This window comes from Anaeromyxobacter terrae, assembly GCF_022690685.1.
GTDB classification, from domain to species: domain Bacteria; phylum Myxococcota; class Myxococcia; order Myxococcales; family Anaeromyxobacteraceae; genus Anaeromyxobacter; species Anaeromyxobacter terrae.
This window is the reverse complement of the sequence record NZ_JALCYY010000020.1, coordinates 1-14,637: the sequence shown is the minus strand read 5'-3', so window position 1 is coordinate 14,637 and position 14,637 is coordinate 1. Positions and strand designations below refer to the sequence as shown.

Below are 14,637 nucleotides of genomic sequence, written 5' to 3'. Positions count from 1 at the left end.
CGCAACGCGCGTGCCGGGCGAGATCGCGGCGCAAATGCACGTGGAAGCGCGGCGAGGGGGATGTGGGCGTGCCCGCCGCGCACGGGCGCGGGCACACTCTTCGAAACGCTCAGTGAATGACGCGCGCCATGGGGATGCCGTGGCGCACCCGCGCGTACCGCTCCAGGATCTCGCGGTACTCGTCGATGGAGCGCGGGCCGGCGACGAGCCACTCCTCGCCCACGACGAGCGCGGGCGCGACCTCGACGCCCCGATCCACCGCCTCCTCGTAGCACGCGCGCACGCGCCGCTCGGTCCACGGGGTCGAGAGCGCGCTGGCGAAGCGGGAGACGTCGAGGCCGGCGCACCCGGCGAGCTCGTAGAGCACGTCCCGGCGCGACACGTTCACGCCGCGGAAGAGGGCCGCCTGCCGGAGCGCGGTGCGGAGCGCCTCCTCGCGCCCGACGCCCTGCAGCCGCGCCGCGGCGAGCGCCGCGAGCGGCGGGATGGACGAGAGCGGCGGATCCTGCGAGAGCCACAGGTCGGGCGTGATGCCCTGCGCCTCCGGCTCCTTCGCGGCGCGGCGCGCGGCGCGCGCGAGCCGCTCACGCTCGGTGCGCGACATGGCGCGCGGCTCGAGGCGCAGCGGGAACGGCTCGTGGCGGAGCGGCTCGTAGGTGCGCTCGAGGTCCGAGAGCGCGGCGGCGATGCGCTTCTCGGCGACGAGGCACCAGGGAGAGAGCGGATCCTCGTACAGCACGAGCGGGATGGGCTCGACGGGCGGGGTTCGAGGTGGCACGGGTGCGCGGATTCTAGATGTGGTGATCTGGTTTGGTGAAGGGGCGTCCGCGGGCTGGCCTGCTCGCCTGCCCGTTCCTCACCTCCACTCACACGAGGTGGCCGCCGGCGTAGCCGGAGTGGCGGGCGTGGCCGTACTCGATGGCGTGCGACACGTAGGCGGTGGCGATGTCCACGCCGGTGGCGGCCTCGAGCCCCTCGAAGCCGGGGGAGGAGTTCACCTCCATGATCTTCGGGCCGGTGCGCGCCTCGAGCATGTCGACGCCGGCGACCTCGAGCCCCATGACGCGGGCGGCCTTCACCGCGACCTCGGCGAACTCGCGGTCGAGCTCGACCGCCTCCGCGACGCCGCCGCGGTGGATGTTGGAGCGGAACTCGCCCGCGCGCGCGGTGCGCCGCATGGCGGCCACCACCCGGTCGCCCACCACGAGCGCTCGCACGTCCTTGCCGCGCGACTCGACGACGAGCTCCTGCAGGAGGATCTCCTGACCGAGCGTCCAGAGCGTGTCGAGCATGCCCTCCACCTCGGCGGAGGTGTGGGCGATCATGACGCCCACGCCCTGCGTCCCCTGGATGAGCTTGATGATGCAGGGGAGCCCGCCCACCATCTCCACCGCCTGGGGGACCTCGTCGCGGTAGCGGCACATCACCGTGCGCGGGATGTCGATCCCGAAGCGCGAGAGGAGCTGCAGCGCGCGGAGCTTGTCGCGCGAGCGGGCGATGGGGATCGAGTTGTTGAGGACCGGCACGCCCATCATGTCGAACTGGTTCACGACCGACAGGCCGTAGCCGGTGATCGACGCGCCGATGCGCGGGATGACGACGTGGAGGTCGGTCGCGAGGACCTCCTCGCCCGCGTAGAAGATCCGCGGCCGGTCGCGGCCGAGCACCATGTTGCAGCGGAGCGTGTCGAGCACGCGCGGGGAGTGCCCGAGCGCGAGCGCCGCCTCCACGAGCCGGCGGGTCGAGTAGAGCTTCGCGTTGCGTGAGAGGATGGCCACGCCGAGCCCCTCTCCCGAAGCGGTCGCGCGACGGCGGCGCGCGCGGGGTCGCGCTCCGTTCCTGCGGGGGGGCGGCATGAGGCGGGGAAGGTTAGCGGCGTGTCGCCCGGCCCGCAATGGAGCGCCCGGGCGAAGCGGTTCGTTGAAGAAGTGCCGCCGCGCTGCTAGAACCCCTGGTTTCCCAGAGGAAAATGCTCGTGGACTACAAGGACACCGTCAACCTCCCGAAGACCGCGTTTCCGATGAAGGCGAACCTGCCGCAGCGGGAGCCGGAGATCCTGCGCGGCTGGGAGGAGCAGGCGATCTTCCAGCGCCTCGTCGCCTCGAACGCGGAGCGGCCGGGCGCGAAGCGCTTCGTCCTCCACGACGGGCCGCCCTACGCGAACGGCGACATCCACATCGGCCACGCGCTCAACAAGATCCTGAAGGACGTGGTGGTGAAGTACCGCAACCTCAAGGGCGAGGTGGCGGACTACGTGCCGGGCTGGGACTGCCACGGGCTCCCCATCGAGCTCAAGGTGGACAAGGAGCTCGGGCCGAAGAAGCGCGACATGGATCGCGCCCAGATCATCGAGGCCTGCCGCGCCTACGCGCGGAAGTGGATCGATCGGCAGCGCGAGTCGTTCAAGCGGCTCGGCGTCTTCGGCCGCTGGGACGACCCGTACACCACCATGTCGAAGGGCTACGAGGCGGAGATCGTCCGGACCTTCGCGCGCGCCGCGGAGAAGGGCTTCCTCTTCCGCGGCAAGAAGCCGGTCTACTGGTGCATCACCGACCGCACCGCGCTCGCCGAGGCGGAGGTCGAGTACGAGGACCACACCTCGCCCTCGATCTACGTCGCCTTCGACCTCGTCTCCCCGCTCCCCGAGGCGAAGCTCGCCGGAAAGAAGGCGCGCCTCGTCATCTGGACCACGACGCCCTGGACGCTCCCGGCGAACCTCGCCGTGGCGGCGCACCCGGACTTCACCTACGTCGCCTACGAGCTCCACGGGCAGGTGCTGGTCGTCGCGAAGGACCTCCTCACCCGCTTCCTCGCCGACTGCGCGCCGGACGAGCTCCTCGTGAAGGACGTGCCGGTCGCGCACTCCCCCGACGCGCACGCCGCGGCGACGGGCGGGGGCGGGCTCGTGCCGAGCGCGCACCTCGTGCACCCGGAGCGGATCCTCGCCTACCTCGACGGGAAGGCGCTCGAGGGGCTCATCTACCGCCACCCGTTCATGGACCGCGAGTCGCCGGTGATCCTCGGCGAGCACGTGACCCTCGAGGCCGGCACCGGCCTCGTGCACACCGCGCCCGGGCACGGCGCGGAGGACTACCAGGTCGGCCTCGCCTACGGGCTCGAGGTGCTGAACCCGGTGGACGGCGCCGGCCGCTTCACCGAAGAGGCCGGCAAGTACGCCGGCAAGAAGATCTTCGAGGCGAACGCCGAGATCGTGGCGGACCTCCAGGCCTCTGGACACCTCCTCTCGGACCCCAAGGCCTCGCTCCGCCACAGCTACCCGCACTGCTGGCGCTGCCACAACCCGGTGGTCTTCCGCGCGACGGACCAGTGGTTCCTCTCGCTCGAGCACGACGGGCTGCGCAAGCGGACGCTCGCCGCGATCGACCGCGTGCAGTGGATCCCGCGCTGGGGACGGGAGCGCATCTACGGGATGATCGAGAACCGCCCGGACTGGTGCCTGTCCCGGCAGCGCACCTGGGGCGTGCCGATCCCGGTCTTCTACTGCGAGGGCTGCGCCGAGCCGCTCGTCTCGCCCGCGGTGATGGGGCGAGTCGCCCAGGCGTTCGAGGCGGAGGGCATCGAGGCGTGGTACCGCCACGCCCCGGCCGACTTCACCCAGGGCGACAGGTGCCCGAAGTGCGGGAAGGCCGAGTTCCGCCGCGAGCAGGACATCCTCGACGTGTGGTGGGACTCGGGCGTGTCGTGGGCGGCGGTGGCGGAGAAGCGCGGCTTCGGCGTGCCCGTGGACCTCTACCTCGAGGGCTCGGACCAGCACCGCGGCTGGTTCCACTCCTCGCTCCTCACGTCCGTCGCGATCCGCGGCCAGGCCCCCTACCGCGGCGTGCTCACCCACGGCTTCGTCCTCGACGGCCACGGCAAGGCCATGTCGAAGAGCCTCGGGAACACCGTCGCGCCCGAGGAGATCATCAAGAAGTACGGCGCGGACATCCTGCGCCTGTGGGTGTCTGCCGCCGACTACCGCGACGACGTGCGCATCTCGAACGAGATCGTGGCCGGCCTCGCCGAGGGCTACACCAAGATCCGAAACACCGTGCGCTACATGCTCGGCGCGCTCGACGGCTTCGACCCGGCCCGCGACGCGGTGCCGGTCGAGGAGCTCGAGCCGCTCGACCGCTGGGCCCTCGCGAAGCTCGCCGCCTGGGACGAGAAGGTGAAGGCGGCGTACGAGAACTACGAGTTCCACCTCGCCTACCACGCGACCATGCAGCTCTGCGCGGTGGACCTCTCCTCCCTCTACTTCGACATCATCAAGGACCGGCTCTACACCTGGAAGAAGGACGGGAAGCCCCGCCGCTCGGCGCAGACGGCGCTCTGGCTCGTCTGCCAGGACGTGCTCCGGCTCCTCGCGCCGGTGCTGTCGTTCACCGCGAGCGAGGCGTGGGGTCACCTGCCGGGGAGGCCCGCCGAGAGCGTGTTCCTCGCCGGGCTCCCGACCCGCGCGCGGCCGGCCGACGCGGACGCCCTCGAGGCCCGCTACGGGAAGCTCTTCGAGGTCCGCGCGATGGTGCAGAAGAAGCTCGAGGAGGCGCGGCGGGCGGGGCTCATCGGGAAGAGCCTCGAGGCCGCGGTGACGATCCGCGCGGAGGGCGAGACGCGCGCCCTCCTCGAGGAGGCGAAGGCGGAGCTGCCGACCCTCTTCATCGTCTCGAAGGTGACGCTCGCCGACGGCCCCTCGGGCGTCGACGTCGAGCGCGCGCCGGGCGAGAAGTGCGAGCGGTGCTGGATCTACGCCGACGACCGCGGCGTCGATCCGGCCCACCCCACCCTCTGCGGCAAGTGCGCGAGCGCCCTGCGATGAGCGCGAACCGGCCGTTCTCCAAGTGGGCGCTCCTCGCCCTCCTCTTCGTCTCGCTCGTCGCCGTCGACCAGTGGACGAAGTACCTCGCCGTCGAGCGGCTCACGACGCTGTTCGAGCGGACCGGCGCGCAGACGCTCGGCGAGCGGGTGGCGGGGTTCCTCGACCACGAGCACCTCGAGGCGATCTCGACGGAGCCGTACTACGTGTGGCGGCCGGTCTGGCGCATGAACTACGTCGAGAACCCGGGCGCGGCGTGGGGGCTGTTCCGCGGCCACTCCGAGCGCTTCCGCAACGGCTTCTTCACGCTCGTCTCGCTCGGCGCGGTCGCCTTCATCCTCTACTACTACCGGAAGCTGCGCCCCGAGCAGCGCTACCTCCAGCTCGCGCTGGCGCTCGTGCTCTCGGGCGCGGTGGGGAACTTCCTCGACCGGCTGGCCCGCGGGTACGTGATCGACTTCGTCGAGTGGTACTGGTGGAACCGGCCGGACATCCGCTGGCCGACCTTCAACGTCGCCGACTCGCTCATCGTGGTGGGCGTCGCGATGCTGGTGCTCCACCCCGGCGCCGGCAAGGCGGCCCAGGCGAGCACGCCCGCCGAGGGCGACCGGCGCGCGTCCAGCGGCGGCTAGGCGCGGCCGGCCGATCCCCGGCGCGCCCTCCGGCGCCCGGGGTCAGCCCGGCGTCAGATCCTCCGCCCGCTCCCTGCTCCGACGAGGCATCCGAATGCACCCCATCCTCCTGCACCTCGTCGTCCCCGAGGGCCTCGGCAAGCTCGTCGCCCTGGCGGTGCTCGTCATCGCAGTCATCGGGCGCGCGGCGTCGCGGCTCCGCGCGGCGCGGCGCGCGGACGAGCCGCTCTCGGCCGCACGGGCCTTCCGCGCCGACGCGCTCTCGAGCGCCGCGCTCGCCGCCGCCGTGGTCGTCCTCTGGCGCGCGGGCGTGCTCGACCGGGAGCTCCGGCTCCCCGTCCACGCCTACGGTCTCCTCATCGCCGCGGCGTTCGTCATCGGGATCTGGCTCGCGCAGCGCGAGGCGCGCCGCGTGGGGCAGGACGCCGAGCGGATCGCCGACCTCGCGTTCTGGGTGCTCGTCGCCGCGCTCGCCGGGAGCCGCGTCTACTTCATCCTCGTGAACTTCGGCGACTACTTCGGCCCGGGCAGCGCCCTCGTCGCGTCGCCCATCGGGCGGATCCCGCGCGTCCTCGCCATCTGGGAGGGCGGCCTCGTCTTCTACGGCGGCTTCATCGGCGCGGTGGTCGCCGCCGCGCTCTACATGCGCCGGCACCGGATGCCGTTCCTCGCCTACGCCGACACGCTCATCCCCTCGGTCGCGTTCGGCCACTTCCTCGGCCGGCTCGGCTGCTTCTTCGCGGGATGCTGCTGGGGCGGGCTCGCCGACGCGTCGCTGCCGTGGGCGGTGCGCTTCCCGCCCGAGTCGATGGCGTACCGGACCTTCCTCGACCGCCCGGACCCGGCGCACTTCCTCGCGGCGGGCGGGGCGACCACGCTCCCGCTCCACCCCACCCAGCTCTACGAGGCGTTCGGCGAGCTCGCCCTGTTCCTCGTGCTCGCCTTCGTCCTCCGGCCCCGCAAGCGCTTCCACGGGCAGGTGCTCGCGAGCTGGCTCCTCGCCTACGCGGTGCTCCGCACGGTCGTCGAGCTCTTCCGCGGCGACGTCGAGCGCGGCGTGTACCTCGGCCTCGGCGCGGGCCAGTGGACCTCGTTCCTGATCCTCGCGGTGGGCGTCGCGGTGTGGGTGGGTGCGCGCAAGGAGCGCCCCGCCGTCGCCGCGGCGGGTGCGCCGTAGCGGGAACGTTGATCGCCTCCGCGCGCGGCCGATAGACTCCGCGCGTGCCCGTCCCGCCGAAGCCGCCCGCGCGCCCCGGAGCTCCGCTCGCGAAGGGCGCGCCGGCCTCCGAGGATCCGCTCTCCAGGTCCCGCCGTGGCAAGGACGAGCTCGCCGTGGCGGTGCAGGAGCTCGAGGAGGAGCTCGAGACCCTCAAGGCCCGCTACGAGCAGTACTTCCTCGGCATCGAGCGACGCGAGCCGGCGCCCTGGCGCGAGGAGCTGAAGCGCAGCATCGCCCGGGTGAAGGGCACGTTCACGCGCAACGCCGCGCTCCGCTTCCGCATCCAGGCGCTCCACGCGCGCTACCTCTCCTACGAGCGGCTCTGGCTGCGGAGCGCGCGCGAGCGGGAGGAGGGGACCTACAAGCGCGATCTCTTCAAGGCGCGACTCCGCGCGCGGGAGGCCGGCGGGAAGAGCGCGGTGGACGGGGCCGCTGCCGCGGCAACGGAGCCGGCCCCGCCCGCGAGCCCGACGGCGACGTCCGCGCGGCCCGCGCAGACGCCCGCGCCCTCGCGCACCCCGGCGCCGGGCGGCGTCGGGGAGGCGCAGCTCCGGGCGCTCTACGACGCCTACGTCGCCGCGAAGAAGCAGTGCAACGAGGACGTCTCGCGCCTCACCTACGAGGCGGTCGCGAAGACCGTCGCGAAGCAGGTCCCCGAGCTCATGACGCGCTTCAAGGCGAAGTCCGTCGACTTCAGGGTCGAGGTGAAGGACGGGCGCGCCGTGCTGAAGGCGGTCCCCAAGGTGTAGGCCGGGAGGTGGGGCCGCACCGTCGCCGCTTCGTTCGTTGCAGGGCCAACGATCGCGCGCGGCGCTCGCGCGGCCGCGCGCCCGTCGCCGGGGTCGTCGATTCCGGGGCTCCCCTCCAACCGGGAGGGACCCGGGCGGCACGGCCCGAGCGGTTTTTCCGCCGAGGCGAGGCGGGGTTCCGCGTGCCGTCCTCACCCGGGTCCGTCTCGCGCGGAGGATGTGTCCGGGCGCCTGCGTGGAGACGTTCGAGCGGACCGAGGCGCGACGCCCGGTGGCCCTTGGAGGGAGGTCCGCTTGAGAACGCTCGCGCTTCTCGCCGCCGTTTCCCTCGGGGCCGCCTGCGGGCCGTCGAGGGAGCTCGAGGTGGAGCGCGCGCGGCTCCTCGCCGAGCGGCGCACGCTCGAGGCGACCTTCGATCACCTCGAGGACCGGCTCGTCGTGAACCAGGCGCGCGTCCGCTTCTGGCGGGAGATGCGCGAGCGGCACGAGGGCGTGACCGCCATCGCCTGCGCCTCGCTGGAGCAGCACGCCGAGGACATCGCCCGCCGGATGACGCCGCCGCCGCCCGCCCTGCGCCAGGCGCGCTCGTCCTTGCACAACTCGCGCGTCGCCGCGCGCGCCGTGCCGCTGGGCGAGCCGTCGCCCGCCGCCCGCGCCGACCGCTCGGAGTAGCGCGCGCACCGCCCGGAGGGCGCGCCGGCGCCGTCCGCGTTTTCGATTTGCCTTCCGGCCCCGGTCGATCGTAGAACGCTACCCCGCGGCGGCCCCCCGGCCTCCCGCGGACCGTTCGCCTGGGTAGCTCAGTCGGTAGAGCAGGGGACTGAAAATCCCCGTGTCGGTGGTTCGATTCCGCCCCCAGGCACTCACCGCGCTCGAACATCAGAGGCCCCGTGGACTGCGAAGTCCTCGGGGCCTCGCTGTCTTCGTCGCGCCGACGGCTGCGGACGCGCCGGTCGCGAGGCGGCGGGTCCAGACCGCTCGTGGCCGCCGGGCAGCCCCTTCATTTCGCAGCCGATCACGCGACGCCGTTCCTCCGGCTCGCGTCACCGGAAGTCGACCTCGACCAGGTACGGAAAGATCGTCTCGATGAACGGGTCGTTCGACGCCAGCATGCGGAGGTAGTACGTCGTGCCCGGAGCGAAGCGGTAGACGGGCCTCTCGCACCCGTGAACCCACTCGTACGTGTCGGTCCAGACGCTGACGCCGCTCGGCAACAGCAGATCCATCGAGGCCTCGGGAATGGGACAGTACCCCACCGCGCCCACGAACCACGCGACGGACACGGTTTGCCACGAGCCCGTCGCGTTCGAGATCGCGTAGTAGTCCTCGTCGTACCGCGTCGAGAACGTCGCCGAGATCACCGCGTCTGCTGCGATGGGGCCCATCGGCGCGTTCATCGAGTCGTTCGGCTCGGCCTCCACCGCCGTCCCTTCGGTTCCGGTCGTGAAGGTGAGCAGGAGGTCGTAGTCGAGGTCTCCCGTGTCTTCCAGGTGGATGATGCGGACGTAGTACGTCCCCGCGGGCTCCCACCACAGCATGTCCACGCAGGGCGCGGGGACGAGGTCGTAGGCCAGCGCGAGCCGCGTTCCGTCCGACGCCAGGAGCTCGACCATCGTCCGGGCCTGGTCACAGCCCGAGTAGGCATCCGGATCGGACGTCTGGAGGTGAACCCACCGACCTCCCTCCGGCACGGTGAACACGTAGAAGTCCACGTCAGGCTCGGGAGAGAAGGTCGCGTGAAACGGGGACCCCGCCGCGAGCGGCGTCGCGGTCTCCAAGGTGTCGTTCGGCTCGCCGTCGGACGGGCCGGACGGCGAAGAAGGTGCGCTCGGACCGCTGCACGACGCGAGCGCGGCGACCAGCACGAGAGCGAACGGGCGCGTGGACATGGGGGCCTCCGCCGGAAGAATGCTCCGAAAGGCTAGCACCTTCACACGCGCGAGCGGGCAACCGAGTTCACCCGCTGTGCGCCACGCACGCCCGGTGTGCGCGACGCGCAAGCGAACAGGCGCTCTCGGACGAGAGACGTGGTTCGCTGCATCTCGGGAGGAGCGCGACGCGTTTCCCTCGGCAGGTCGTCGCCGCCGGTGGTGGCCCCGACCAGCGAACGGTCGGTGGCGGTGGTGGGAGTTGCCCGCGTTGGGACGGCAACGGCCGCAGCGTTCGCGCTGATGCGTCTGACGCTGGCGGTCTTTCCCGTCGCGATGATGGCGCTCGCGGTGTTCGTCGCGGCATCCGCTGACCGAGTGCGGGAGGGTTTCCGCCGTCGGTCCCGCGCGGCGGTTGTGCAGCCCGCCGTTCGACATCTCGCCGATGACCTCGCTGGCCTGTGCCTTGGTGATGAACTCGATCTCCCTCGCCGGGTTGAGTAGGACGTGGCTGAGCTTGCAGATCTGTACGACTGCGGGTTCAATCGAGCGATGCGATGGGTCCCGCTGGCGGTCGTCTTCGTCGGCCTGACGGCGGTCTGGGGCGGCGCCTACCTCGGATGGCGCTGGTCCCGAAGGCGCCTCCGCCTCGACAAGCCGGACACTTCCGACATGGGGAAGCGTGAGAGGGACGTGCGCCGGAGCCTGCGCGCCCTTCTCGCCTTCAACTTCTTCGTCATGTGGCCGGTAGGGCTGCCTGCCTGCGTGATGGTCGCGATCCTCATGCTGAACGACCGGGAGATGCTTGGCCCGTCGGTCGCCGCTCTGCTTGGCATGATCAGCTTTACGGTCGCCGTCCCGTCGCTCATCGCGACGGCTCGACAACTGGAAGGGCACAGGCTCTCGGGGACGCCGGACGTCGCTCCACCCTCGTTCTGGATCGAGGGAGCCGCGGCGCTTATCGCCCGGAACGGAAGCGTTGGCGGTCGGTGGGTCAGGTACGCCATGCTCGCTGCGCTGCTGGTGGTCGGCATCATCAACTGGAAGATGACGCTCGTGATGATGTTCTACGTCGCGATCTTCACCGGGGCCTGGGCCGCCTGGAAGATGCTGACCGGGCGCGGGTAGTGGTAGCTCACGCTGGCGAAGCGCGAGCAACACTTCGCCTTCACCCGTGCAGGGCTCGGGAGCGCCGCCTCCCGAGCCCTGCTGCGTTCCTAGCCCTTGAGGACAACCCGTGGCTCGAGCCGCCGGACCGGGCGGACGAGGTCCGCCTCGTCCTCCAGGACCTCCTTGATGTCCCGGTACGCTTCGGGCGCCTCCTCGACAAGGCCGTGCGCGCGTCGTTCATCATGGATGACCCGGCGCATCGAGCGCGCGAGCCGTTCGACACTGACACGCTCGCGAGCCTCCCGCCGCGTCATCACCCTCCCAGCGCCGTGCGACGCCGACCCGAACGATGTCGGCTCGCCGAGTCCCACGGCGATGTAGGAGGCCGTGCCCATGGAACCTGGTATGAGCACCGTCGCGCCGGCAGGAGCAGCGATCGCGCCCTTCCGGTGGACCCACAACTTGCGCCCGAGATGCTCCTCGCGCGCGAAGTTGTGATGGCAGTCGATCCGGGTGGACGGGTCAGGTGTAGCGCCAGTGACCTCGTGGACGACCCGTACGGCCGACGCGAGGAGCGCCTCCCGGTTGGCCGACGCGAACGCGAGAGCCCAGCTCATGTCGGCCAGGCACGCTCCTCCCGCGTCGGAGTCCACCGACAGGCCGGGGATGTCGCCGACGCCGGACGCCTCGGCGGCCCTGAGGTGGTGGGCGCCGATGGCCGATCCGAGGCCACGCGAGCCAGAGTGGACGAGGAGCCAGATCCGACCCTCCATGTCGCGGTCGAGCTCGACGAAGTGGTTACCTCCGCCGAGCGTGCCGAGATGGCGGCGCATGAGCCGCTCCCGGGCGTGCTCGAGGGAGCTCGTCGAGAGCGGCTGGTTCGGGAGGTCGGGCGGTGCGGACACTCCCTTCCCGCGGTGCACCGCGTCGCCAACCGGGATGCGAGCAGACCAGCCCGCCAGGATCCGCTGCAGGTCCTGGCGACCGAGTGCCTGTGAGGACACGTCGAGCTGCACCGCCGCAACGCCACACCCGAGGTCGCCGCCCAGCGCGGATGGCACCACCACGCCTTCGGTCGCGAACACGGTGCCGACGGCCACACCGTGCGCGACGTGCAGGTCAGGCATGCCGGCGACGTGACCGACCACGTACGGCTGCGCAGCAATGCGCTCGAGCTGCGCGACGGCCGCGGGTGGCGGCTCCCGGCTCCAGACGTGAACCGGGACGGCCCCGCGTCCCGGAGGCGGCGGGATCACTCGTGCCATGGGGCACCTCCGGACGAGCTCGCGCCCGGGTCCTGAACGCCCACGAACGTGAAGGAGAGCTTCGGGAGTCGTTTGAGATCGAGCAGTGACGCGAGGCGAGCGCGGAGGAAGCCGGCGGCGCGCCCCAGCCCTGCGAGAGAAGCGGTCTCGACCTGGCGCTCGGCCGAGAGGGGCGCCTCGACGACGTAGCCGATGCGGGCGTGCCCGCCGTCGACCGAGAGGTGGACGGAGACGAGCCTCACGCCCTCGAGCGCGGGATCGGCGGCCTCGTCGCGGATGAGCGTCTGAATCTCGTCGTGAAGGATGCGTTCGAGTCGTTCCTGGCGATGCCCCGTGGCATCGGCGTCGGGATCTCCTGGGTAGAGAGGGGCCTGCTGGGCGCGCGACGGCCGCGCGCCGGCTCGGTGCGTTCTCTTGGACATGAAGACGGTTCCCTGCCGCGCCCTCGCCAGCGAGGGCGCGGGTGTACGTGCACTGGACGCAGCGCTCCGAGGAGCGCGCGCACCGGGACCCGTCAGTGAGGATCGAGCGGGGAAACGGCTACGCGCACTCCGAGGAGCATCCCGGGACACCGTCGAGCTGAATCGGCATGGGACACCTCCCCGGCGCAGAAGCCGCCTGAACGGCGCGGGATCTACAGCGCGGTAGGTGAGTCGTCAAGCACGACGTCCTGGTGCAACTCGCCCGCTAGCGCGGATGCGGTGAGCGTCTTGCCAACAAGCTCACCGCCCAGCGGCGGACGTGCTCGAGCTCTTCGCGCGGCGCCGCCACGCAACGCCCCGCATCCCGAGCGCCGCGAGGAGGACGAGCAGCGTCGACGCGCTCCCGCCCGCGCCGGAGCTGCAGCCTCCGCTCGAGGGGGCGCCGCCGGACGGCTGGGTACCGCTCCCGCGGACGCTCAGCGCGAGGGTGGGGTTCTGCAGGTCGTCGCTCGTCACGACGAGGCACCCCGTGTCCGCGCCGGCGTCGGCCGGGGCGTAGGTCGCGGTGAGCGTGACGCTCTGGCCGGCGGCGATCGTGAACGGCTGCGGGAGCGCCGTCCAGCCGAACTCGGTGCTCGTCGCCGGGCTGCCGCATCGGGCGATGGACGTCACCGTCAGTGTCGCCACGCCGGTGTTCTGGAGCTGAACGGCCTGCGACGCCGACGCGCCGACGGTCACGGAGCCGAAGTCGAGCGACGCCGGCGACAGCGCGGCGGTCGGCAGCGCCGTGGCCGTGCCCGTCCCTTGCAGCGCGACCGAGACGCTCGGCCTCGCGGCGTCGTCGCTCGTCACCACGAGCGAGCCGGTGTCGCTCGTCGTATCTGCCGGCGCGTACGTCACGGTGACGGTCTGGCTCGCGCCCGGCGCGAGCGAGAAGGTGGCGGGCGAGACGGAGTACTCGGAGCTCGTCCCCTGCGCGACGGCGACGCCCCCGGTGAGCGTGCCGGTCCCGGTGCTCGTGAGGGTGACGGTCTTCGTGGCGGAGGCGCCGACGCTGACCGTGCCGAACGCGAGCGACGTCGGCGCGACGCCGATCGCCGGCGCTCCAGCGCCGCTCACCGTGAAGGCGGGCAGCGCCACGACCTGGTAGCCGTGGTCGGGGTTGCTCGCATCGGCGGTGAAGTAGCCGGCCCGGAGCGTGGAGGACGTGCCGCTGCCGAACGAGGCCCCGGTCCCCTCGTGCGCGTAGTTGCCGTACCACGCGATCGCCCACGTGTACGTGCCGGGCGACGTCGGCGCGGCCGCGGTGAGCGTCACGGGGTAGCCGGTCGTCGCGCAGCCGCCCTGGCTTCCCGGACAGCTGCTGCGGGCGAGCTCCTTCATGCCCGCATCGAGGAGCAGGGCCCGGAACCAGCCGGACTGGTAGCCGCCGGTGATCGTCACCGTCACGGTCGCGCCCGGCGCGTAGGTGCCCTTGTCGAGCGCAACGGCGAGGTTGATGTCGCTCTTCGTCGCGCCCGAGTGCGTCCCGTGCGAGTGGCACCCGTTGCACGTCTGCACGGTCGAGGAATGGCAGCCGGCGCAGAAGTCGCCGTAATAGGCCTGGTGCGCGCGCGCCGGGGTCGCCCAGGCGGCGAGGGCGACGAAGAGGATGAGTCCGGCGCGATGGGGGTGGAGCACGTGGCGTTCCTCCGGGGCTGCGGCGAGATGCCCAGTATCACCGGACAGCTCGTCGCAGGGAATTTGGCGATGCCGAGCGAGCTCGCGCGCACCTCCGCCGTCGCGCCGCGACGGATCGATGTGTCCGCGGACGTGAGGCGTCGTGGGTGCGCGCCCTACCCGCCTCGTGGAATTCAGCGACCTTGCGGCGGGTGGGTGCGAGCGTGGCGCTCCAGCCTGTCGCGCGACCGCGGGACGACGGGATATCGAACGTAAACTGGTAGTGAATCGTCGCATTGACACGCTCGAACGGCGCTCCCTAACATCGCGGCGTCTTGTCGCAGGCCGTCGCCCGGTGGCGCGGCTCGACTCGGACCCGAGGGACCGATGTTCACGTCGTCGCCAGAGCGCGTCCTCACCCGCGATGCCGTCACGTCGACGGGCGACGGGAGCGCGCGGCCCTGGTGCAGCGCGCGCGCGCGGCGAGGCGGCCCATGACGCTCCCGGAGCAGCTCCGCGTCATGCCCGAGGTGCAAGGTGGCGTCCTCGGCGACGCACGCGGAGCGCTCCTCGACTCCACGCCGGGCACGCGGGACGCCGCGGACTTGAGCGCGCAGACGGCCGCGGCGATGAGCGCCCTCACGGCCGCGGGCAACGCCGCAGGGCTCGCCCGGCTCGAGACGGTCATCGTCAAGGGTGCGGCCAGCGCGTCCGCGATCGCACTTCGGGCGGACGCGTTCCTGCGCCTCGCGCTCGACGCCTCGAAGGCGACGAAGGCGGTGGAGACGGCGCTCCAGCACTGGTCGCGCGAGACGGTCCCTGCCCCCGCGCCCGCCCGCGCCCCGCGGCTCACGACGCTCACGCCGCCGCCGGTGCCCGCGCCGCCCGTCGCGGCGG

Annotated in this window: 14 protein-coding genes and 1 tRNA gene; 9 read left to right on the top strand and 6 right to left on the bottom strand. The window is 72.0% G+C overall.

What is annotated here, in order from left to right; translation table 11 throughout:
- Positions 1-109: 109 nt before the first annotated feature.
- Together MNY62_RS10945 and MNY62_RS10940 are read right to left on the bottom strand one after the other, a co-directional pair.
- Positions 110-778 carry a DsbA family oxidoreductase gene (locus tag MNY62_RS10945; RefSeq protein ID WP_242344195.1) on the bottom strand — a complete coding sequence of 223 codons (669 nt, stop codon included), beginning with the start codon at positions 776-778 and terminating at the stop codon, positions 110-112.
- Positions 779-866: 88 nt separating this feature from the next.
- The gene (locus MNY62_RS10940; protein ID WP_242344194.1) at positions 867-1,856 is read right to left on the bottom strand and encodes a RimK family alpha-L-glutamate ligase; all 990 of its coding nucleotides are present in this window, start codon (positions 1,854-1,856) and stop codon (positions 867-869) included.
- A gap of 119 nt (positions 1,857-1,975) precedes the next feature.
- On the opposite strand from MNY62_RS10940, the gene MNY62_RS10935 reads away from it, so the two are divergent.
- The 6 genes from MNY62_RS10935 (at position 1,976) to MNY62_RS10910 (ending at position 8,278) form a co-directional block, all read left to right on the top strand.
- A complete protein-coding gene (locus MNY62_RS10935; protein ID WP_242344193.1) occupies positions 1,976-4,819 on the top strand; it encodes an isoleucine--tRNA ligase in 2,844 nt (947 codons plus the stop codon).
- The gene (gene lspA, locus MNY62_RS10930) at positions 4,816-5,448 is read left to right on the top strand and encodes a signal peptidase II (RefSeq protein WP_242344192.1); all 633 of its coding nucleotides are present in this window, start codon (positions 4,816-4,818) and stop codon (positions 5,446-5,448) included. The genes MNY62_RS10935 and lspA overlap by 4 nt, the downstream gene beginning before the upstream one ends.
- Before the next feature lie 94 nt (positions 5,449-5,542).
- Positions 5,543-6,625 carry a prolipoprotein diacylglyceryl transferase gene (gene lgt / locus MNY62_RS10925; protein WP_242344191.1) on the top strand — a complete coding sequence of 361 codons (1,083 nt, stop codon included), beginning with the start codon at positions 5,543-5,545 and terminating at the stop codon, positions 6,623-6,625.
- Positions 6,626-6,669: 44 nt separating this feature from the next.
- Entirely contained in the window at positions 6,670-7,416 is a 747-nt protein-coding gene (locus tag MNY62_RS10920; protein WP_242344190.1) for an MXAN_5187 C-terminal domain-containing protein, read from the top strand.
- A 294-nt stretch (positions 7,417-7,710) separates the two neighbouring features.
- Complete coding sequence (locus MNY62_RS10915) at positions 7,711-8,088, top strand: hypothetical protein (RefSeq protein WP_242344189.1); 378 nt, start codon at positions 7,711-7,713, stop codon at positions 8,086-8,088.
- A 117-nt stretch (positions 8,089-8,205) separates the two neighbouring features.
- Positions 8,206-8,278 (top strand) — tRNA-Phe (locus MNY62_RS10910).
- 181 nt (positions 8,279-8,459) lie between these two features.
- Here MNY62_RS10910 and MNY62_RS10905 read toward each other — a convergent pair.
- Positions 8,460-9,305 (bottom strand): hypothetical protein, encoded by an 846-nt coding sequence (locus MNY62_RS10905; RefSeq protein ID WP_242344188.1) that lies wholly within the window; start codon positions 9,303-9,305, stop codon positions 8,460-8,462.
- A 138-nt stretch (positions 9,306-9,443) separates the two neighbouring features.
- Here MNY62_RS10905 and MNY62_RS10900 point away from each other — a divergent pair, with 138 nt between their 5' ends.
- Positions 9,444-9,788, top strand: coding sequence for a hypothetical protein (locus MNY62_RS10900; protein ID WP_242344187.1), 345 nt, complete (start codon positions 9,444-9,446; stop codon positions 9,786-9,788).
- Between the two features lie 3 nt (positions 9,789-9,791).
- Positions 9,792-10,412, top strand: coding sequence for a hypothetical protein (locus tag MNY62_RS10895; RefSeq protein WP_242344186.1), 621 nt, complete (start codon positions 9,792-9,794; stop codon positions 10,410-10,412).
- Positions 10,413-10,501: 89 nt separating this feature from the next.
- Here MNY62_RS10895 and MNY62_RS10890 read toward each other — a convergent pair whose 3' ends face one another.
- The 3 genes from MNY62_RS10890 to MNY62_RS10880 form a co-directional block, all read right to left on the bottom strand.
- Positions 10,502-11,659, bottom strand: a complete 1,158-nt coding sequence (locus MNY62_RS10890) for an RtcB family protein (protein ID WP_242344185.1) — start codon at positions 11,657-11,659, stop codon at positions 10,502-10,504.
- The gene (locus MNY62_RS10885; protein ID WP_242344184.1) at positions 11,647-12,081 is read right to left on the bottom strand and encodes a ribosome-binding factor A; all 435 of its coding nucleotides are present in this window, start codon (positions 12,079-12,081) and stop codon (positions 11,647-11,649) included. Before MNY62_RS10885 ends, MNY62_RS10890 begins: the two co-directional genes overlap by 13 nt.
- A gap of 300 nt (positions 12,082-12,381) precedes the next feature.
- Positions 12,382-13,761 carry a choice-of-anchor D domain-containing protein gene (locus tag MNY62_RS10880; protein ID WP_242344183.1) on the bottom strand — a complete coding sequence of 460 codons (1,380 nt, stop codon included), beginning with the start codon at positions 13,759-13,761 and terminating at the stop codon, positions 12,382-12,384.
- Positions 13,762-14,234: 473 nt separating this feature from the next.
- On the opposite strand from MNY62_RS10880, the gene MNY62_RS10875 reads away from it, so the two are divergent.
- Positions 14,235-14,637, top strand: a 403-nt coding sequence (locus tag MNY62_RS10875; RefSeq protein WP_242344182.1) for a hypothetical protein, incomplete at its 3' end; no start/stop codon positions are given.